Raw genomic sequence first — 18756 nt, forward strand, 5'->3', positions numbered from 1 at the left:
CCCGCTCGACATCGCGGTGGCAGGATGCGGCACCGCCGGACTTGCCGCTGCGCTGCTGCTCCATCGAGACGGCCATCGCGTCACCTTGTTCGAGCGATTTGATTCGCCGCGCCCGCTCGGCTCGGGCCTGCTGATCCAGCCAACCGGGCAGGCCGTCCTGCGTGCGTTGGGCCTCGAAGCCGAGCTGCTCGCGCGCGGAGCGCGCGTCCAGCGGCTGATCGGCCATGCCGACGATCGCTGCGTTCTCGACGTGCGATACGCCGCGTTGAAGCGAGGCGGGATCGGGATCGGCGTCCACCGTGCGACACTCTTCGCGATCCTCCACGATGCCGTTTTCGAAGAAGGTATCGCGATCGAGGCAGGGCAAGCGATCACGGGTTGCGCCGATGGACGACTACAGTTCGCGGTCCGCGCAAGCGCAGGGCCATTCGATCTGATCGTCGACGCGATGGGCAGCCGCTCGCCGCTCATCCCCGCGGCGCCGCCGCTTGCGTTCGGCGCGCTCTGGGCCGATCTCGACTGGGCGGGCGACTTCATCCCCGATGCGCTCCAGCAACACTATCGCCGCGCCAGCGTGATGGCCGGAGTGCTGCCGATCGGCACCCCGCGCCACGCGAGCGGACCCCGCGCGGCCTTGTTCTGGTCGCTGCGCGCCGACCGGCTGGCGGACTGGCGCGCAGCGGGTCTCGCGATGTGGAAAGAACAGGTGCTGGAACTATGGCCCGCCACCGCGCCGTTGCTCGACCAGATCGCCGACCCGCAGCAACTGACCTTCGCCAGCTACGCCCACCGCACCTTGCGCCAACCGGTCGCCGACCGACTGATCCATATCGGCGATGCGTGGCATTCGACCAGCCCGCAGCTGGGGCAGGGGGCGAACATGGCGTTGCTCGACGCCTATGCCCTTGCGCTTGGTCTGCGCCGGAGCCGCGCGCTGCCCGACGCACTCGCAGAAACGGTGCGGCTGCGGCGCGACCAGATCGCCCTGTATCAGTTGCTCAGCCGCGTGTTGACACCGGTCTATCAATCCGACGGTACGGCGATCCCATGGCTGCGCGATCGGGTGATGGGTCCGGTGTCAAAGCTATGGCCGTTTACCGCAGCACAGGCGGCATTGGTCAGTGGTGCGGTGGGTCACCCGCTCGCTCGCCTCGGACTCAGCGCGTGAGGTTGGCCAGCGCGCGTGCCCCGGCGGGTGCGCGCACCTTGCCGCCATGGATCAGGAATACGAACGTCTCGCGCGGCACTGCCGGCGGATCACGCTCCTCGACATAGGGCAATCCGGCAGGCCGACCGCCCGACGCCCAGCATTTTGCCACATCGGCCCAGCGGTCCAGCTCGCCCTCGGGATAACAGAGCGGATTGTCGTCCGCACCCGACTCCAACCGCGCATAGACGAAGTCGCCGGTCACATCGGCGATGGCGGGATAGTCGGGCGAATGCGCATAGACGATCGCCACCCCCGCATCGCGGCAAAGCGCCACGAACTCGGGCACCGCGAAGCTCTCATGCCGTACCTGCACCGCATGACGTAGCGTGACTCCGTCATGGCTGGCAGGGAGCAGTTTCAGGAACGCGCCGAAATCGGCCGCGTCGAACTTCTTGGTCGCCATGAATTGCCACAGGATCGGGCCAAGCTTGTCGCCCAGCTCGACAATCCCCTGTCCCACGAATTTCGCAACCGATTCGCCCGCTTCCGCCAGCACCTTGCGGTTGGTGCAGAAGCGCGACGCCTTCACCGCGAAAACGAACCCGTCGGGCACGCTCGCCGCCCACCCGGAAAAGGTCGCGGGCTTGAAGCCGGAATAGTAAGTGCCGTTGATCTCGATCGCGTTCAGCTGGCGACTGGCGAACTCCAGCTCCTTCTTCTGCGCCAGACCCTCCGGGTAGAAGGTGCCGCGCCAGGGCTCGAAGGTCCAGCCGCCGATGCCGGTGCGAATGGGTGCGTGCGTCATGCCGCGTGCTTAGCGCGCCGCGGCACCCCCGCGCATCACGAAATACGCTTCCAGGTCTGCGACTTGCAGATGAACCCCAGCACGCAGCCCTTCCCGATCATCGAATCGCCCTCGATCCGCATCTGCCCGCTGAACGTGCGGTTCATGTCGGGCACGAACACGCGCCCCTTATATTCGCCCGGCCCCACCTGACGGAATTCGCGGAAGAGGTTCGCACCGATCAGCTTCTCGGTCCCGCCCTTGCGCGCGTCCGCCTTGGCCTTCTCGCTCGCCCAGATCACGGTGCCGCAAACCTGACCCTCGCCACAGGGCGCGATCCGGACATGCACCGTGTTCTTTGGATTGCGCCACACGCTCGCCACCGGCAACGCCGCACCCTTGCTCCCGGCCGACGCCGCAAGCGGGGCGGTCAGCATCGCCAGACCTGCCAGCGCCATCATCCATGCGCGCGGACGCGCCGTGCGCCGCACCGGTCCTTCGATCATCATGGTTGAATCTCCTGTCATCTGTTCACGGCCACGCTTCGCGCGACCGAAACCCTGTTTGAACAGATAATTAGGTACGAGACCCGGCACGAAAAGGGCGGGAAGGGGGCAATTTGCCAAACGGCGTGTTCGCGAAAACGTTACACGCCAGATGTGGTGAGAGTGCGCGATCATCGCGCGGCGACTGGAGCGGGCGAAGGGATTCGAACCCTCGACCCCAACCTTGGCAAGGTTGTGCTCTACCCCTGAGCTACGCCCGCTCTCTGGCGCCATATGTGCCCACTCGGAACGCCGAGGGGGCGGGGCAAGGTGGCGGCCTCTAGCAGCGGGTTTCTGGGTCTGCAAGGGGGAAGTTGCGGGATTCGCGATTCGCGCGCAGGGGGTTGGCCCTGAGGATGCGAGCGCCCAAATAGGGCTTTAATTCTCGTTCGAACGACAAGGGATTCGCCGTGGCCACGCTTGGACTTTCCGCCGCCGACAAGGATGCCGTCGAGGCTTTCCGCCGCGACATCGCCGAACCGTCGATGACGAAGCTCGTCATCCTCGATTTCTGGGCGGAATGGTGCGGGCCGTGCAAGGCGCTGGGGCCGGTGCTCGACAAGGTCGCCGCCGACTATGCCGACAAGGGCGTGATGCTCGCCAAGATCGACGTCGACGCCAATCAGTTCATCGCCGCGCAGTTCCAGGTGCGCTCGATCCCCACCGTCTATGCGATGTTCCAGGGCCAGCTCGTTGCCGACCTGACCAACGCGCGCACCGAATCGCAATTGAAGTCGATGCTCGACCAGATTCTGGGCCAGCTGCCGATCCAGAGCGATGCCGCGGCGCAGGCCGCCGAGCTCGAACCGTTGCTGGCGATGGGTGAGGAGGTACTGGCGGGCGGCGAAACCGAGCGCGCGCTGTCGATCTTCGAACAGATCGCCGAAATCGCCCCCGACAACGCTCAGGCCGCCGCCGGTCGCGCCCGCGCGCTGACCGCGCTGGGGCGCCTCGATGAAGCCGCCGCCGTGCTCGATGCGCTGCCCGCCGATCCCGCCAAGGCGCAGGAGGTCGAGCGCGCCCGCGCCGCGCTGAGCATAGCGCAGGAGGCCCCCGCTACGTCAGACGACAGCGAACTGGGCGCGCTGCGCGCCAAGGCCGCGGGCGGCGACATGGACGCCCGCTACGAACTCGCCGGCGCGCTGATGGCGAGCGACCGCGAGGGCGCGGCGGAAACGCTGCTGGCGATGATCGCGGAGGACAAGGAGTGGAACGAGGGCGCCGCCCGCGCACGCCTGCTCAAGCTGTTCGAAGCGGTCGGCCTGGAAGACCCCTGGGTCTCGGCACAGCGCCGCAAGCTCTCCGCCATCCTGTTCGGATGAGCGCGACGCGGCTCTCGATCTTTCCGCTGCCCGGGGCGCTGCTGTTCCCCGGCATGCATTTGCCGCTGCATATCTTCGAGCCGCGCTACCGAGCGATGGTCAACGACAGCCTTGCCCGCGACCGGCGCATCGCCATGATTCAGCCCAAGGGCGGAGGCGACAAGCCGCCGCTGTTCGAGATCGGCTGTGTCGGTCGCATCGCCGATGTCGAGGCGCTGGAGGATGGCCGCTTCAACCTGGTGCTGGAGGGCCTGTCGCGCTTCCGCATCCTGCGCGAGCTGGAGGTGACGACATTGTTCCGCCAGGTCGAGGCCGAGCTGATCGCCGATCCGGCAGACGAGACACTGTCGCTGGGCGCACGCGCCGCGCTCGAACTCGAATCGCGCCGCTTCGCCGAGTTGCAGGGCTATGCGGTCGATTGGGAAGCGGTGACGCGGCTCGACGACCAGAATCTGGTCAACGGCATAGCCCAGATCGCCCCCTTCGACCCCGCCGCCAAACAGGCGCTGCTGGAAGCGGACTCGCTCAGCGACCGTGCCGAGCTGATCACCCAGCTGATGCAGTTTTTCGGTCGGCACGAGGGGGAAGAGGGGACGTTGCAGTAGGCGGCGTTCACAGCACGTCTGATTTCAATTGCGGATCAAACTTGGTTCCGATCGACACCGCGCCGCAAGTCGTGGCCGCATCCACCACATTGTTCGCGAAAAAACCGTGGTGGACGATCAGATTTGATGGCCCGTCCCATTCCAGCCGGACGCGGTCTGTTCCATCACCCAGAAACGCGCGGCAGCTCCAGCCCGGCGTGTCGGGCGGGAACCACGCCTTCTTGATGAAGACAGCTTTGCTCCAGCCACAAGGCGCGCCGCAATCATCGAACTGGACGCGGGCCTCATTGGACCCGTCGGGCGACAATGCGCGAGCATAAACGGTGCGTTCGCCGGCAGCCCATAGCGCCAAGCCAAATAGAAGGCCGGGACTCAAAATGAGAAGCCCGGCCATGCCCAGACAGCCGACCGCGCAACCGACCTTTCTCAAATTGATATCCATGTTCCCCCTTTTCAATTAGCCGGGGGTATCCGGACATCTGTTCCAGATCATGAGCGTGTCATGAGCTTTTGCTGAGCATGGTCTCGGATTTGCAGGGCTGGCAGATCGCTCGGCTCAAACCATCTCCCCATGCAGCAATCGCGGCACCTTGCCCGATTCGCCGCGCGCTTCGGCCATGAACCAGTTCTTTAGGCTAGGCACCTTGTCCACGGCCGACAGGCCGAACCGCCGCGCCGCATTCGCCGCACCGCCCGGAATCCCGAACAGATGCGTCAGCGCGTCGGTGGCGATGCTGACCATCATCGTGTCGAGGCTGCGCCAGCGTTCGTATCGGGTCAGCAACGCAGGATCGCCCATGTCGAGCCCCAGCCGCTTCCCCTCGACCAGCACCTCGGCCAAAGCCGCGACATCGCGGAATCCGACATTGACCCCCTGCCCCGCAATGGGGTGGATGCCGTGCGCCGCGTCGCCGACCAGCGCCAGCCGGTCGGCGGTGATCTTCGCGGCATGGTGAAAGCCGAGCGGGTGGCTGAAACGCGGGCCGAGCGGCCCCAGCTTCCCCAGAAACCCGCCCATCTTCTTGTCCGCCTCGGCCAGGAAGCCGCGTTCGGACAGCTTCATCATCCCCGCTTCCTCGTGCCGCTTCACCGACCACACGATCGCCGAGCGATGCCCGCGATCATCGTCACGCAGCGGCAGGATCGCGAAGGGCCCCTGCGGGTAGAAGATCTCGAACGCGGTATTCTCGTGGCTGTGCTCGTGATGGAGCGAGGTCACGATCGCCGCATGGTCATAGGTCCAGCGCGCCACCCGCAACAGCGCCGCATCCCGCGTCGGCGAGGCGCGGCCCTCCGCCCCGATCAGCAATTGCGCGCGCACGCTCTCGCCGCTGCTCAGCGTCGCGGTGACGCCATGCGCGTCGCGTTCGACCGACAGCGCGCGCGTGTTCATCCGCACATCGGCCAGCTTCGCGCGCGCCGCCGCCGTCATCAACGCGCGGCGCAGGTCGCGATTCTCGAACATCGTGCCGAGCGCGCCCTCACCCTCCTGCGGATCGAAGTCGAGCTTGCCCGGCTTCAGCCCATCCGACACGCGGATGCTCTCGATCGGACAGCCCTTGCCCGCCAGATCCTCGGCCAGCCCGATTGCCTCCAGCATCCGCAGCGGCGCGGCGGCGATGGCCGATGCGCGGCCGTCATGTCCGGCGGACAGGATCGCGTCCGGGTCCGCCGGGTCGATCACGATGCTGGAGATGCCATGCGCGTCGAGCGCCACGGCAAGCGCGCTCCCGACCAGTCCGCCGCCAAGGATCAAGAGGTCCGCATTACTCATGCCATCCCGTTATCCCACCCCCCGCCTTGACGCCAGACTCCGCAGGGGGGATGATTGGAACGATTATCGAACACGGGTGGGGACGATGGCGAGCCGGGTGCAGCCGATGCTGTGGCGTGACACGATGAAGGCGGGTGCAAGGCGAAGCGGGGCGCTGATCGGCGCGATCGCTTTGTTCCTGTTCACCCTCGCCGCCGTGCTCGCCGTCGGGACATACAATGGCGAAGATCCCTCGCTGAATACCGCCGCGGGCGGCCCCGCGCGCAATCTGCTCGGCGAACCGGGGGCGTGGCTTGCCGACCTGCTGCTCGCGATCGGCGGGCTACCGGTCGTGCTGCTCGCGCCCGTCGGGATCATCCTCGGCCTGCGCCTCTGGCGGGGCGAGGGCGCGGGACGCTGGCGGCGGATGCTGCTCGGCGCGCTCGGCGGCATTGCGCTGATGGGCGCGGCGCTCGCCTCGATCTCGAACAGCGCGGTGATGGAACTTCCGGGCGGCTGGGGCGGCGTTGTCGGTCTCGCCGTCGCTGGGGCGATACGCGGACTGCTCGGCCTGATCGGCGACCCGATGGTGACGCTGTGGGGCACCCGCGTGCTCGGCCTGATCGTCGGAATCGGCGGCGTGATCCTGTGGGCGCGCAGCGTGCAGTTCGATTTCCGCCAGCATCTCCGCCTTCCGAAGATGCCCCAGCGCGACGCGGCCGCGGCGCTTCCGTTCGATGTCGACGACGCCGACGAGGTGTTCACCCCCGCCGCGCCGCGCCCGCGCAAGGTGGCGCTGCCCGATGCCCGTCCCGGCCCGGTCATCGCCGACCGCACCCCCGCGCCCCAGCCGCCCAAGGCCAAGCCGGTCCAGGCGACCCTCGACTTCAAGGGGACCTACCAGCTTCCCCCGCTCAAACTGCTCAAGGAACCGGCGAAGAGCGGCAGCACGGCGATCGACAAGGCGGCACTGGAGCGCAACGCCCGGCTGCTCGAATCCGTCCTCGACGACTTCCATGTGAAGGGCCAGATCGTCGAAGTCCGCCCCGGCCCGGTGGTGACGATGTACGAGCTGGAACCCGCCTCGGGCATCAAGGCGAGCCGCGTGGTCCAGCTCGCCGACGATATCGCGCGCAACATGTCCGCCGTCTCGGCCCGCGTCGCGACCATCCCCGGACGCAGCGTGATCGGCATCGAACTGCCCAATGTGAAGCGCGAGACGGTGTCGCTCCACGAACTGATCGGCAGCGCGACGTTCGAGGATATGGGCGCACAGCTCCCGATCGTTCTGGGCAAGAATATCGCGGGCGATCCGGTCATCGCCGATCTCGCGCCGATGCCGCATCTGCTCGTCGCGGGCACCACCGGCTCGGGCAAGTCGGTCGGGCTCAACTGCATGATCCTGTCGCTGCTCTACCGGCTGACCCCGGACCAGTGCCGCATGATCATGATCGATCCCAAGATGCTGGAACTCAGCATGTACAAGGACATCCCCCATCTGCTGGCGGATGTGGTCACCGATCCGCCCAAGGCGGTGCGCGCGCTCAAATGGGCGGTGGAGCAGATGGAGGAACGCTATCGCATGATGGCGTCGGTCAACGTCCGCAGCCTCGGCAGCTTCAACGACAAGGTGCGTCAGGCGCTCGCCAAGGGACAGAAGCTCGGCCGCAAGGTCCAGGTCGGCTACGACCCCGAAACGCGCAAGCCGCTGTACGAAGAGGAAACGCTCGACCTCACCCCGCTGCCGCAGATCGTGATCATCGTCGACGAACTCGCCGATCTGATGATGACCGCGGGCAAGGAAGTCGAATTCCTGATCCAGCGCCTCGCACAGAAGGCGCGCGCGGCGGGCATCCACCTGATCATGGCAACGCAGCGCCCCTCGGTCGACGTCATCACCGGCGTGATCAAGGCGAATTTGCCCACCCGAATCAGCTTCCACGTCACGTCGAAGATCGATTCGCGCACGATCCTGGGCGAACAGGGTGCCGAACAGCTGCTGGGCAAGGGCGACATGCTCTACATGCCCGGCGGCAAGCAGATCGCCCGCGTCCACGGCCCGTTCGTGTCGGATGAGGAGGTGATGGCGGTCGCCGATCACTGGCGCTCGCAAGGCGCGCCGGACTATATCTCCGCCGTCACCGAGGAGCCGGAGGGCGGCGAGTTCGCACTCGACGGTGCCCCGACCGGAGAGGATTCTCCGGAGGAACAACTCTACCGCCGCGCGGTGCAGCTTGTCGCGGAAAGCCAGAAGGCGTCGACGTCATGGCTGCAACGCCAGCTGCGCGTCGGCTACAACAGCGCGGCGCGCCTCGTCGAACGGATGGAAAAGGACGGCCTCGTCTCCCGCCCCGACCATGTCGGCCGGCGCGAAGTGCTGATGGATCAGGACGGGCGGCCGCTCTAGATCCGGGCCGGAACGGGCAAGCATCTCGCGCCGCTCAGCGGCCGCTGATCGCTTGCCCCTCTCACCCCTCGATATCGAACAACCCGATCAGCCAGTCGTGGAACAGCTTCACCGGCCGCTGCTCCAACGCGCGGGGGCGGCACACGAACCAGTAGCTGTACGGGCTCTTGACGCTCGGCTCCCCGAACAGCGTGCCGATGCGCGGGTCGTCGGGGTCGATGCGGTGCGAATCGAGCATGAACGCGATTCCGACTCCCTGCGCCGCCGCCTCCAGCAGCAGCGATCCCGAATCGAACAGATCGATCGACACCGGCTCCAGATCGGGCAGACCCAGCGCCGAACGCCAGATCTCGAAACTGTCAGCCATGTCGCGATGCGCGAGGATCGAGTAGCCGGCCAGCTCCTCGGGCCGCCCGATCGCTTCGGGGCCATAGACCAGCCGCCGCGCCGCCACCGGGCGGATGCGGTTGCGGTCGAGTCGCCGACCGTAGAGCGTTGGTTCGATATCGCGCGCCAGCACGATCGCGGCGTCCAGCCCGTCGCCCAGCCGCGACATGCCGTGCCCGCCGGTATCGATGTCCAGGTGAAGCTGCGGATGCACTGCGCGCAACGCGGTAAGATAGGGCAGGAGCCGCTGGCTCGCGAACAGCGACGGCGTGCCCAGGCGTAGCCGCAGCACCTCGGTCCCGCTGTTCATGCTCTCGATCGCGTCGCTCATCGTGTCGAGCGCCGGCGCGATCAGGCCCAGCAACCGCTCGCCCTCCGCATTCAGCTTCATCGCCTGATGCCGCCGCTCGAACAATTGCTTGCCGATGAAGCGTTCCAGCGCCTGGACCCGCCGACTCAACGCGGGCGACGACAGCGCCAGTTCCTCCGACGCGGCCTTGACCGATCCCAGCCGCGCGACCTGGACGAACGCCTCGATGGCGGTAAGGGGCGGCAACCTGCGCATCGGTTACATTTCTGTGGTGCAGCGTAGCATATTGCAACCCATTCCGGGTGAGGCGATCACGATGACACCCCTGTCATCGGCTATAATCAGGGAATGTTACAGATTGCAGAATCTGCAATCGCATAGGTAGTTCTTCGCACTTGCACAAAAACACGCCGCACTGCACATAGGACGTGCCTTTCAGGCATCCTCTCCTAAACCTTTCAAAGGGCTGGTCTTCGGACCGGCCCATTTTTTTTGCCTGGATCGTGTGCGAAACGGTCCCTGACCTAGCTGATCCGGAACTACGTGCCTATCTGGCGCGTCACCCCCCGGACGGGCGAAGGGAAGGAGAGCCGATGGCCGACACGGAATCAGACACGCGCAAGCTTCAGGTCGCCAATGCGCGGCCCGAGGATAGCGGTCGTGGCCTCGCGCACCTCCCGCGCGCGATGATGGAGTCACTCGGCCTGCAACAGGGCGACGTGGTCGAAATCATCGGCAAACGCACCACGCCCGCGCGCGTCGTCTTCCCCTATCCCGAGGATGAGGGGCTGGAGATTCTCCGCATCGACGGGCTTCAGCGCGCCAATGCCGGCGTCGGCTCGGGCGATTTCGTCGAAGTGCGCAAGGCCGAATCGCGACCTGCGACCCGCGTCGTCTTCGCCCCCGCCCGCCGCGACCTGCGACTCGAAGGATCGGGCGACGCTCTCCGCCGCACCTTCCTCGGCCGCCCGCTGTGTCAGGGCGACACCATCTCCACCGTCGGGCAACAGCGCGTGTCGGACATGCCCCCTAATGTGCTCCAGCATCTGCGCGCGCCCGCCTACGCGCTGCAGGAGATCCGCCTGGCCGTCGTCTCCGCCGTCCCGCGCGGCATCGTCCATATCGACGCGGAGACCGAGATCGAGCTGCGCAACGAGTTCGAGGAAGCGCGCGAGTTGCGCCGCGCCGATGTGACCTATGACGACATCGGCGGCATGGCTGCGACCATCGATCAGCTGCGCGAGATGGTCGAGCTGCCGTTGCGCTATCCCGAACTGTTCCAGCGGCTCGGCGTCGATCCGCCCAAGGGCGTGCTGCTCCATGGACCGCCCGGCACCGGCAAGACCCGCCTCGCCCGCGCGGTCGCCAACGAATCCGACGCGCAATTCTTCCTGATCAACGGTCCCGAGATCATGGGGTCGGCCTATGGCGAATCGGAGAAGCGGCTGCGCGACGTGTTCGAGGAGGCGGCGAAGAACGCCCCCTCGATCGTGTTCATCGACGAGATCGATTCGATCGCGCCCAAGCGCGGCCAGGTGTCGGGCGAGGCCGAAAAGCGCCTCGTCGCCCAGCTGCTGACGCTGATGGACGGGTTGGAGGCGCGCGCCAACATCGTCGTCATCGCCGCGACCAACCGGCCCGAAGCGATCGACGAAGCCCTGCGCCGTCCCGGCCGCTTCGACCGCGAGATCATCGTCGGCGTCCCCGACGAACGCGGTCGTCGCGAGATCCTCGGCATCCACACCCGCGGCATGCCGATCGAGGAACGCGTCGATCTCGACGAGCTCGCCCGCACCACCTTCGGCTTTGTCGGTGCAGACATCGCAGCGCTGGCGCGCGAGGCCGCGATCGAGGCGGTGCGGCGAATCATGCCGCGGCTCAACCTCAGCGAGAAGACCGTCCCTTCCGATGTGCTCGAGACGCTCGCGGTCACGCGCGAGGATTTCGTCGAAGCACTGAAGCGCGTGCAGCCGAGCGCGATGCGCGAGGTGATGGTGCAAAAGCCGAACATCAAATGGGAGGATGTCGGCGGCCTCGATGACGCCCAGATGCGGCTGAAGGAAGGCGTCGAGCTGCCGATGCGCGATCCCGACGCGTTCCGCCGCCTCGGCATCCGCCCGGCCAAGGGCTTTCTGCTCTATGGTCCCCCCGGCACCGGCAAGACCCTGCTGGCCAAGGCGGTGGCGCGTGAGGCGGAGGCGAACTTCATCGCCACCAAGTCGAGCGACCTCTTGTCCAAATGGTATGGCGAGAGCGAGCAGCAGATCGCCCGCCTCTTCGCCCGCGCACGCCAGGTCGCGCCCTGCGTAATCTTCATCGACGAGCTCGACAGCCTTGTTCCCGCACGCGGGTCGGGGATGGGTGAGCCGCAGGTGACCGAGCGCGTGGTCAACACCATCCTCGCCGAGATGGACGGGCTGGAGGAGCTTCAGTCGGTCGTCGTGATCGGCGCAACCAACCGGCCGAACCTGATCGACCCCGCGCTGATGCGTCCGGGCCGACTCGACGAGCTGATTTATGTCGGCGTCCCCGATGCCGAGGGGCGCGAGCGCATCCTCAAGATCCAGACGCAAAGGATGCCGCTCGCCGACGATGTCGATCTCGCCGAGGTTGCCGCGCGCACCGAGCGGTTCACCGGCGCGGACCTGGAGGACGTCACCCGTCGCGCGGGCCTTGCCGCGCTGCGCGAACGCCCGCCGGCAAGCCAGGTGACGATGGCGCATTTCGAAGCGGCACTCGCCGATTCGCGCGCCACCGTCACACCGGAGATGGAGCGCGAATATGAGCAGATCGTCGCCAAGATGAAGCAGGATGCGGTGGCGCTCAACCCGATCGGCTTTATCGCTCCGGGGATGCTTCAGGGCCGGACTCGCTTGTCCGAAGACTGAACCAGCCATAGGCGACGAGGATCGCGAGGGCGGCGGCCGCGACCAGATAGGGGAGCGGCCGCCACCCACCATAGAGCGCGACGCCGATCGACGGGCCGAGGATGAAGGCGGCGCCGTTGATCGACGTCACCTTCCCCGCCACCGATCCCTGCGCCCCCTGCCCCACCGCCAGTGACGACCCGGCGGTGAACCCCGGGCGCGAAAAGCCGAAGCCCATCGTCGTCAGAGCGTAAGCCGTGGCGATGCCGTAGAGCGACGTCGCGGTGCCCGTCGCCAGGCACCCGACCGCACTCAAACTCAGCCCGATCAGCATCAACTGACGCGGGTTGAGCCCCAGCAGCGGAATGATCCCCCCATTGCACCAGCAGCGCCGACCCCGCGCCCATCATCAGCACGAGTCCCGTCGCCTCGATCGCCTCCAGCGGCGCAACGCCCAGCCGGTCGATGATCAGGAATCCGATCACCTGCCCCGCCATCGCCTGTGCATGGCCGAGCACCAGGCCACAGATCATCCAGGCGCGCACGCGCGGATCGAGAAAGCCGATCGGCTCGACCTTGTCCGCAGTCGCCGCGGTGACGCTCGCCCCGCTCGCCTGCCCCCCGATCGAGGGATAGCTCGACGCCGCACCATGGCTGACCGATTCGTCGACATCGCGCGGAAGCAGCCGGGCGACCGCGAACAGCATCGCCAGCGCGACGATGCTGAAGATCAGCGCCGGCCCCGCCAGTCCGATCGTCGGTCCGCCGCGCCACAGATCGCCGAGCACCAGATAGGGCGCGATGGCGGGACCCAGGATCGTGCCCAGTCCGAATGCCGAACCGAGCAGGGTCAGCGCCTTGGTCCGCTCATCCCGGCTGGTGCGCGACGCGACGATCGCCTGGATCGCGGGCGGTGCCGCCGATCCGAACCCGCCATAGAGCATCCGCGCAGCGACGAAGAAGGCGAAGGCGGTGACCGGCGCGATCCAGCCATTGATGCCGGCGGCGAGGAACAGCCCGCAAAAGAACAAGGACGCGGTCAGCCCAACCTGCCCCAGCAGCACCATGTTGCGCCGCCCGTGCCGGTCGGACCGGTTGGCCCAGAAGGGGGCAACCAGCGTCCACAGCAATGCCGACACCGAAAATGCCGCCGCCACCGCGCTGTCGGGGACGCCCAGCGACCGCCCCAGCGCGGGCAGCACCGATTGCAGCGCGGTATTGCCCGCCGCGATCACGAACATCACCGCGAACAGGATCACAAATGTGCGATCCATTCGCGCGGCGCTCACCGCGCCCACTGATGCCCGCGCCGGATATCGACAACCATCAGGTCATAGCGCTGGAGCCATTTGCCGCGCCCCTCGTGCTGGATGCGGGCATGTTCGGGGTGTTCGCGCCAGGCGACGGCGCTGGCATCGTCGGCCCAATAGCTGATCGTGATCTCGCCCCCCTCGGCGCTGCCGACCCAGTCGACTCCGCGAAAGCCCGGCTGCTCTGCGACTAGGATCGCCATCGCCTCTGCGGCGGCGGCGTAACCCGGTTCATCCGCGCCGGTGGATTCGGACACGAAGATCACCGCGACCTGGCCTGTGCGTGGGTGCTCCATGCGTTTCAGGATGAAACGTTTCTCCCTTCCGCGCAACCGGCGCGGCGAGAACAACGTTAATGCGCCACGTCGATGATGACAGGACCGTTGCAACTGTCCTACAGCTACGCGACACCGACTTGAGGATTGTTGATGACCGGTTCGACCACGATTGCCCGCACGAAGCGCAAGACTTCGCGCCCGCTTTCGCCCCAGGCGCTGTTTCTCCAGGGATTTTTCAAGCATCCGGTGATGGTCGGTTCGATCATTCCTTCTTCGGGCAAGCTGATCCGCAAGATGCTCGGCCCGGTGGATTGGGACCGGTGCAACCTGTTCGTCGAATATGGCCCGGGCGTCGGCACCTTCTGCCGCCATATCCTTGACCGGCTCGGCCCGAACGCCAAATATATCGTCATCGACACCAACCCGGATTTCGTCGCCTATCTGCGTGCGACGATCGTCGACCCGCGCTTTTCGGCGATTCACGGATCGGCGGCTGACGTGAACGCGATCGTCGCCGACCATGGCGAGACGCATGCCGACTATGTCCTGTCGGGCCTGCCCTTCTCGACCCTGCCCGCCGGAGTGGGCGAGGAAATCGCCGAGGCAACGCATCGCGTCCTGCGCCCTGGCGGTCAGTTCTTGGTCTATCAGTTCAATCCGAACGTGCGCAATTTCCTGACCCCGCATTTCCCGCGCATCGATCATGCGATGGAATGGTGGAACATGCCCCCGGCACAACTGTGGTGGGCGTGGAAGGATGCACCCGCCGATTGACGGGAGCCACGGCGCACCACACATCTGCGCGCATGGATCAGCTCAACCTGCCTGAGTCGGAGTGGCGCCAGCGCCTTACTCCCGAACAATATCATGTGCTGCGCGAAGCCGGGACCGAGCGCGCCTTTTCGGGCCATTATTCGGACAACAAGGCCGACGGCATCTATCGCTGCGCCGGGTGTCAGCTCGAACTGTTCGACAGCGACGACAAATATGATTCGGGATCGGGCTGGCCCAGCTTCACCCGACCGGTCGCGACCGATCATGTCAGCGAGCATCGCGATGTCAGCCACGGCATGACCCGGGTCGAGGTCCGTTGCGCCCGATGCGACGGACATCAGGGCCATGTCTTCCCCGACGGCCCGCCGCCCACCGGCCTGCGCTACTGCATCAACTCGGTCGCGTTGGAGTTCCGCGCCCGAGCAGCGTTATCGGACGAATGATTCACGCGATCGAAACGCTTGTGACAGCATCGGTTCACTCGTAAATCGTCACACAGCGTCCAATGGCCATCCGCAAACCAACGCTCTCGCCCAAGGCGCGCCGCATCCTTATCTGGGTGGCTGGCGGAGCCGCGCTCACGGCGCTCGCGGCGTTCATCGCGCTGCTGATCGCGGTCTATACGGCCAAGGCGTCGCTGCCGAGCTATGAGGAGCTCAAATCCTCGCCCAACGGCCAGATGATCCGCGTTCATGCCGCCGACGGCACGGTGATCGTGTCGCTCGGGCCGAGCTATGGCGAGTGGATCGAATATGACAAGATTCCGGAGCCAATGCGCGACGCGATGGTGGCGATCGAGGATCGCCGATTCCGCTCGCACTGGGGCGTCGATCCGGTCGCGCTGATGCGCATCACCAAATTCGCGATCGACAATCGCGGCACCGGCCGCCGGCTTCAGGGCGCGTCGACGATCACGCAACAGGTCGCGCGCACCATCTTCCTGTCGAACAAATACGATGTCGGGCGCAAGTTCCGGGAGATGATCCTGGCGCTCGCCCTGGAGCGCAAGTTCACCAAGGACCAGATCCTCGAACTCTACCTCAACAAGGTCTATTTCGGCGGTGGTGCCTATGGCATCGACGCCGCGTCGCGCACCTTTTTCGGCCATCCGGCGACCAATCTGACCCTGTCGGAAGCGGCGGTGATCGCGGGTCTGGTCAAGGCACCGTCACGCTACTCGCCGACCGCCGATGCGCAGGCAGCGGTCGGGCGCGCCAGCGTGGTGCTCGACGTGATGGTCGAAACCGGTGCGCTGACCGCAGAAGAGGCCGCGACCGCAAGCCCCGCCAAGGTCAAGCTCGCCGCCGCGCCCAAGCAGAACAGCGTCCGTTACTTCACCGACTGGGCGCTGCCCCAGCTCGAAGTGCTGATCGACGAGACCGTTGCCCCGCTCGACGTGTGGACGACGATCGACCTCAAGATGCAGAATGCCGCGACCCAGGCGATTCAGGCGAACACGCCGGCAGGGGCGCAGGGTGCATTGGTCAGCCTCGATCGTGACGGGGCGGTACGCGCGATGGTCGGCGGGCGCGACTATGTCTCGTCGATCTACAACCGCGCGACCCAGGCGACCCGCCAGCCGGGATCGGCGTTCAAGCTGTTCGTCTATCTCGCCGCGCTGGAATCGGGGCGCAAGGTCGAGGACCGCGTGGTCGATGAACCGGTGACGATCAACGGCTGGAGCCCGCGCAACAATAGCGGACGATTCAGCGGCGAGATGACGCTGCGCTCTGCCTTCGCCTATTCGATCAACACCGTCGCGGCAAAGCTGGGACAGGAGACCGGCTTCGGGACCGTCGCCGACATGGCGCGGCGCTTTGGCGTCACGACGCCGATCAATACTCAGCCGGCGATGGTGCTCGGCACTTCCAACGTCCGCCTGATCGACATGGCCCGCGCGTTCGCATCGGTCGGGCAAAAGGGCGTGGCGGTCACCCCCTATGCCATCACCCGCGTTACCGCGAACGGCGCGGTGATCTACCAGCATGAAGTCGATACCTCGCGCGTGCTGGTCGCGCCCTATGTCGCGGCGCAGATGACCGATCTGCTCCAGACCGCGGTCAACACCGGCACCGGTCGCGCGGCGCAGATCGGCCGCCCCGTCGCGGGCAAGACCGGCACGACGTCCTCGAACAAGGATGGCTGGTTCCTCGGCTTCTCCTCCGGCCTCACCACCGGCGTATGGATGGGCCGCGACGATGCCAAGCGCGTCGGCGGGCTTCAGGGCGGCACCGCGCCCGCACGTGCCTTCGCCAATTTCATGCGCGTCGCCGTCGCCAATCGCCCGGTCGAGAATTTCGAGACCGAGGTGACGCTGCCCGAATGGCAGCTTGAGCCTGATGAAGAGGCGTGGGGTGAAGCCGATAATGGCGTGTTCGTCGATGAAGACGGCAATCCGGTCGCGCGCGACGGCGGCGAGGGTGGCGAGGCGATCGAAGGCGAGCCCGCAGCGAGCGATGAGGGCGGCATCAGCCAGGACTGGCTCGACCGCATGACCGGCCGCGACGCCCCGCGCGACCCGCAACCGGCACCGCGCCGCGACCCCGCCGACCGCCCGCCGCAGCAGCAGCAACAGCCGCCGCGCGAGCCGCTACGCGCGCCTCAGGACGACCGCCCGAACGAATGAAGCCGCATCGCGTTGCTGCGCAGCCACGCCCGTTCCGGCACAGGGTCGCGGCCATAGAGCGTGCGGACCAAGTCATGGAACGCCGGGCTGTGGTTCATGTGCGTGCGATGTGCCACCTCATGCGCCACCGTCGCGCGGCGCACGGCAGGCGGGGCGAGGATCAGCCGCCAGTTATAGCGGATCACCCCCGACGACGCGCAGCTGCCCCAGCGCCCCTTGGGATCGCCGATTGCAACCTTGCTGACCGTAACCCCGGATAGGGTCGCATATTCGGCGGTCTCGGCGCTCAGCGTGTCGAGCGCCTGTCTACGCAACCAGCGTTCGATCCGTCGCTCACAGCCCTCCCGCGGCCCGCCCACGATGATCTGCCCATCGTCGAGCACCGGGGTGCGCGGAAACCCGCTGTCCCAGCCCAGCGCAACCTCTTCGCCCAGATACAGGATCGTCGCCCCCGGTTCGAATGGCGTCGGCGCGGCGCGGTTGGCGAGTGCCTTCGCAATCCACTCCCCCTGCCCCTCGGCCCAGCGCAGCGCCGGCCCGGCGGGCGCGCGCGGCGGAATCGTCAGCCGCACCGCACCGGTCGCCTGATCGACCGACAACCGCATCGTCCGCGCTCGCGGATGGCGCACGACCTGGATCGGCACGCTCACAGGATACGGTCGACCATATGATGCTCGAGGTCGCCGGCGACATCCTCCGAAATCGTCCAGCCACGGGTCGATTCACCCGCCTCATGCACGCTCTCGCGGCTGCCAGAGATCAGATAATGCCAGTCGGGCAGCGGTTCGCCCGCCGCGCGCAGCCGATAGGCACAGGTCACCGGCAGCCACGGAATGTCGTCGACATTCCCCGCATTCAGCCGCACGCATTCGGCGACATAGGCGTGGCGATGGCGATAATCGCTGCACCGCCCCTGATCGCGATCAAGCAGGCGGCATGCGACATTGGTCGCATAGAGGTCACCGGTATCGGCGTCCTCGATCTTGTGCAGACAGCATTTGCCGCACCCGTCGCACAGCGCCTCCCACTGCGCGCGGTCGAGCCGGGCGAGCGGCATTTCCCAGAAGCGGGTCAGCCGATCCACCGCGTGATTTCCGCGACGATCGCGTCAGGGCTCTGTTCCTGCGGCAGCAGCGCGATCGGTTCGCCATTGGGGCCCATCAGATAGGCCTGACGCCCATGGTCCATCAGATAGCCGGTCGGCGTCTCGCGCTTGGCATAGGGGACGCGATAGACCTTGGCTGCCGCATCGACCTGCGCCGCGCTCCCGGTCAGCCCGACCATGCGCGGGTGGAACGCGGCCGTGAACTCCTTGACCACCGCCGGCGTGTCGCGCGCCGGGTCGATCGACACGAAGACCGGCACGATCTTCGCCGCCAGCTCGGGATTCTGCTGATCGAGCCGCTTCATCGCGCCGCCGATATTCTGGACATCGACCGGGCAGACATCGGGGCAGAAGGTGTAGCCGAAATACATGATCCGGTACTTGCCGGCGAACGCCTTCTCGGTGACGGTCTTGCCGTCGCCATTGACCAGCGTGAACGGCCCGCCGATCGACGCTCCGGCGAGCGGGGCGTCGGCGAGCGACTTGGGTTGCGGCGCACCTCCGCCGCAGGCGGCGAGCGCCAAAGCCAATGG

At 66.7% G+C, this 18756-nt stretch carries 18 protein-coding genes, 1 tRNA gene and 1 pseudogene; 8 read left to right on the plus strand and 12 right to left on the minus strand.

The genetic code is table 11. From position 1 onward, the window contains the following. Positions 1-16: 16 nt before the first annotated feature. A complete protein-coding gene (locus LRS08_RS09435; protein ID WP_308222983.1) occupies positions 17-1168 on the plus strand; it encodes an NAD(P)/FAD-dependent oxidoreductase in 1152 nt (383 codons plus the stop codon). On the opposite strand, the gene LRS08_RS09440 is transcribed toward LRS08_RS09435, so the two are convergent. From LRS08_RS09440 to LRS08_RS09450, 3 genes are all read right to left on the minus strand, one after another. Then, the gene (locus LRS08_RS09440) at positions 1158-1955 is read right to left on the minus strand and encodes a DUF72 domain-containing protein (protein WP_257843906.1); all 798 of its coding nucleotides are present in this window, start codon (positions 1953-1955) and stop codon (positions 1158-1160) included. The genes LRS08_RS09435 and LRS08_RS09440 overlap by 11 nt on opposite strands. 35 nt (positions 1956-1990) lie before the next feature. Beyond that, on the minus strand, positions 1991-2443 hold the full coding sequence (locus LRS08_RS09445) for a DUF2147 domain-containing protein (RefSeq protein ID WP_260481595.1): 453 nt from the start codon (positions 2441-2443) through the stop codon (positions 1991-1993). 182 nt (positions 2444-2625) lie between these two features. Beyond that, positions 2626-2700 (minus strand) — tRNA-Gly (locus tag LRS08_RS09450). Positions 2701-2889: 189 nt separating this feature from the next. Between LRS08_RS09450 and LRS08_RS09455 the strand changes: the two genes are divergently transcribed. Further along, the gene (locus LRS08_RS09455) at positions 2890-3801 is read left to right on the plus strand and encodes a tetratricopeptide repeat protein (RefSeq protein WP_257843905.1); all 912 of its coding nucleotides are present in this window, start codon (positions 2890-2892) and stop codon (positions 3799-3801) included. Then, on the plus strand, positions 3798-4406 hold the full coding sequence (locus LRS08_RS09460; protein WP_257843904.1) for an LON peptidase substrate-binding domain-containing protein: 609 nt from the start codon (positions 3798-3800) through the stop codon (positions 4404-4406). Before LRS08_RS09455 ends, LRS08_RS09460 begins: the two co-directional genes overlap by 4 nt. 7 nt (positions 4407-4413) lie before the next feature. On the opposite strand, the gene LRS08_RS09465 is transcribed toward LRS08_RS09460, so the two are convergent. Both LRS08_RS09465 and LRS08_RS09470 read right to left on the minus strand, forming a co-directional pair. Beyond that, entirely contained in the window at positions 4414-4848 is a 435-nt protein-coding gene (locus LRS08_RS09465) for a hypothetical protein (protein WP_257843903.1), read from the minus strand. Positions 4849-4962: 114 nt separating this feature from the next. Then, positions 4963-6180 (minus strand): FAD-dependent monooxygenase, encoded by a 1218-nt coding sequence (locus LRS08_RS09470; protein ID WP_260481596.1) that lies wholly within the window; start codon positions 6178-6180, stop codon positions 4963-4965. Positions 6181-6265: 85 nt separating this feature from the next. Between LRS08_RS09470 and LRS08_RS09475 the strand changes: the two genes are divergently transcribed. Continuing rightward, positions 6266-8566 (plus strand): DNA translocase FtsK, encoded by a 2301-nt coding sequence (locus LRS08_RS09475; protein WP_257843902.1) that lies wholly within the window; start codon positions 6266-6268, stop codon positions 8564-8566. A 61-nt stretch (positions 8567-8627) separates the two neighbouring features. On the opposite strand, the gene LRS08_RS09480 is transcribed toward LRS08_RS09475, so the two are convergent. After that, the gene (locus LRS08_RS09480; protein WP_257843901.1) at positions 8628-9518 is read right to left on the minus strand and encodes a LysR substrate-binding domain-containing protein; all 891 of its coding nucleotides are present in this window, start codon (positions 9516-9518) and stop codon (positions 8628-8630) included. A gap of 338 nt (positions 9519-9856) precedes the next feature. Here LRS08_RS09480 and LRS08_RS09485 point away from each other — a divergent pair, with 338 nt between their 5' ends. Continuing rightward, entirely contained in the window at positions 9857-12151 is a 2295-nt protein-coding gene (locus tag LRS08_RS09485; RefSeq protein ID WP_260481597.1) for a CDC48 family AAA ATPase, read from the plus strand. Here LRS08_RS09485 and LRS08_RS20290 read toward each other — a convergent pair. From LRS08_RS20290 to LRS08_RS09495, 3 genes and pseudogenes are all read right to left on the minus strand, one after another. Next, positions 12102-12464: a hypothetical protein gene (locus tag LRS08_RS20290; protein WP_409456299.1), complete on the minus strand. Its 363-nt coding sequence runs from the start codon at positions 12462-12464 to the stop codon at positions 12102-12104. The two genes, LRS08_RS09485 and LRS08_RS20290, sit on opposite strands and share 50 nt — an antisense overlap. Before the next feature lie 109 nt (positions 12465-12573). Next, positions 12574-13404, minus strand: a pseudogene (locus LRS08_RS20295) (MFS transporter); the annotation flags it as partial. An 11-nt stretch (positions 13405-13415) separates the two neighbouring features. After that, positions 13416-13736 (minus strand): antibiotic biosynthesis monooxygenase family protein, encoded by a 321-nt coding sequence (locus tag LRS08_RS09495; protein ID WP_260481598.1) that lies wholly within the window; start codon positions 13734-13736, stop codon positions 13416-13418. Between the two features lie 132 nt (positions 13737-13868). Between LRS08_RS09495 and LRS08_RS09500 the strand changes: the two genes are divergently transcribed. The 3 genes from LRS08_RS09500 to LRS08_RS09510 all read left to right on the plus strand — a co-directional run bounded on the left by LRS08_RS09500 (position 13869) and on the right by LRS08_RS09510 (position 17118). Continuing rightward, positions 13869-14492 carry a class I SAM-dependent methyltransferase gene (locus tag LRS08_RS09500; protein ID WP_257843899.1) on the plus strand — a complete coding sequence of 208 codons (624 nt, stop codon included), beginning with the start codon at positions 13869-13871 and terminating at the stop codon, positions 14490-14492. 32 nt (positions 14493-14524) lie between these two features. Beyond that, positions 14525-14935 (plus strand): peptide-methionine (R)-S-oxide reductase MsrB, encoded by a 411-nt coding sequence (gene msrB, locus LRS08_RS09505; RefSeq protein ID WP_257843898.1) that lies wholly within the window; start codon positions 14525-14527, stop codon positions 14933-14935. A gap of 62 nt (positions 14936-14997) precedes the next feature. After that, positions 14998-17118 (plus strand): transglycosylase domain-containing protein, encoded by a 2121-nt coding sequence (locus LRS08_RS09510; protein WP_257843897.1) that lies wholly within the window; start codon positions 14998-15000, stop codon positions 17116-17118. Here the strand turns inward: LRS08_RS09510 and LRS08_RS09515 are convergent. Genes LRS08_RS09515 through LRS08_RS09525 form a run of 3 tightly spaced genes read right to left on the minus strand, consistent with a single transcriptional unit; the run spans position 17094 to position 18753 of the window. Then, positions 17094-17768 carry a M48 family metallopeptidase gene (locus LRS08_RS09515; protein WP_257843896.1) on the minus strand — a complete coding sequence of 225 codons (675 nt, stop codon included), beginning with the start codon at positions 17766-17768 and terminating at the stop codon, positions 17094-17096. The two genes, LRS08_RS09510 and LRS08_RS09515, sit on opposite strands and share 25 nt — an antisense overlap. Further along, on the minus strand, positions 17765-18193 hold the full coding sequence (locus tag LRS08_RS09520) for a YcgN family cysteine cluster protein (RefSeq protein ID WP_374581263.1): 429 nt from the start codon (positions 18191-18193) through the stop codon (positions 17765-17767). Before LRS08_RS09520 ends, LRS08_RS09515 begins: the two co-directional genes overlap by 4 nt. Beyond that, positions 18190-18753, minus strand: a complete 564-nt coding sequence (locus LRS08_RS09525; protein WP_308222982.1) for an SCO family protein — start codon at positions 18751-18753, stop codon at positions 18190-18192. Before LRS08_RS09525 ends, LRS08_RS09520 begins: the two co-directional genes overlap by 4 nt. Positions 18754-18756: the final 3 nt, after the last annotated feature.

The sequence above is a fragment of the Sphingomonas sp. J315 genome (assembly GCF_024666595.1).
Taxonomy (GTDB): domain Bacteria; phylum Pseudomonadota; class Alphaproteobacteria; order Sphingomonadales; family Sphingomonadaceae; genus Sphingomonas.

Coding starts and splice junctions, on each gene's coding strand:
- LRS08_RS09440 (WP_257843906.1), bottom strand. CDS start 1,955: ATGACGCACGCACCCATTCGCACCGGCATCGGCGGCTGGACCTTCGAG.
- LRS08_RS09445 (WP_260481595.1), bottom strand. CDS start 2,443: ATGATGATCGAAGGACCGGTGCGGCGCACGGCGCGTCCGCGCGCATGG.
- LRS08_RS09460 (WP_257843904.1), top strand. CDS start 3,798: ATGAGCGCGACGCGGCTCTCGATCTTTCCGCTGCCCGGGGCGCTGCTG.
- LRS08_RS09465 (WP_257843903.1), bottom strand. CDS start 4,848: ATGGATATCAATTTGAGAAAGGTCGGTTGCGCGGTCGGCTGTCTGGGC.
- LRS08_RS09470 (WP_260481596.1), bottom strand. CDS start 6,180: ATGAGTAATGCGGACCTCTTGATCCTTGGCGGCGGACTGGTCGGGAGC.
- LRS08_RS09475 (WP_257843902.1), top strand. CDS start 6,266: ATGGCGAGCCGGGTGCAGCCGATGCTGTGGCGTGACACGATGAAGGCG.
- LRS08_RS09480 (WP_257843901.1), bottom strand. CDS start 9,518: ATGCGCAGGTTGCCGCCCCTTACCGCCATCGAGGCGTTCGTCCAGGTC.
- LRS08_RS09485 (WP_260481597.1), top strand. CDS start 9,857: ATGGCCGACACGGAATCAGACACGCGCAAGCTTCAGGTCGCCAATGCG.
- LRS08_RS20290 (WP_409456299.1), bottom strand. CDS start 12,464: ATGCTGATCGGGCTGAGTTTGAGTGCGGTCGGGTGCCTGGCGACGGGC.
- LRS08_RS09495 (WP_260481598.1), bottom strand. CDS start 13,736: ATGGAGCACCCACGCACAGGCCAGGTCGCGGTGATCTTCGTGTCCGAA.
- LRS08_RS09500 (WP_257843899.1), top strand. CDS start 13,869: ATGACCGGTTCGACCACGATTGCCCGCACGAAGCGCAAGACTTCGCGC.
- msrB (WP_257843898.1), top strand. CDS start 14,525: ATGGATCAGCTCAACCTGCCTGAGTCGGAGTGGCGCCAGCGCCTTACT.
- LRS08_RS09510 (WP_257843897.1), top strand. CDS start 14,998: ATGGCCATCCGCAAACCAACGCTCTCGCCCAAGGCGCGCCGCATCCTT.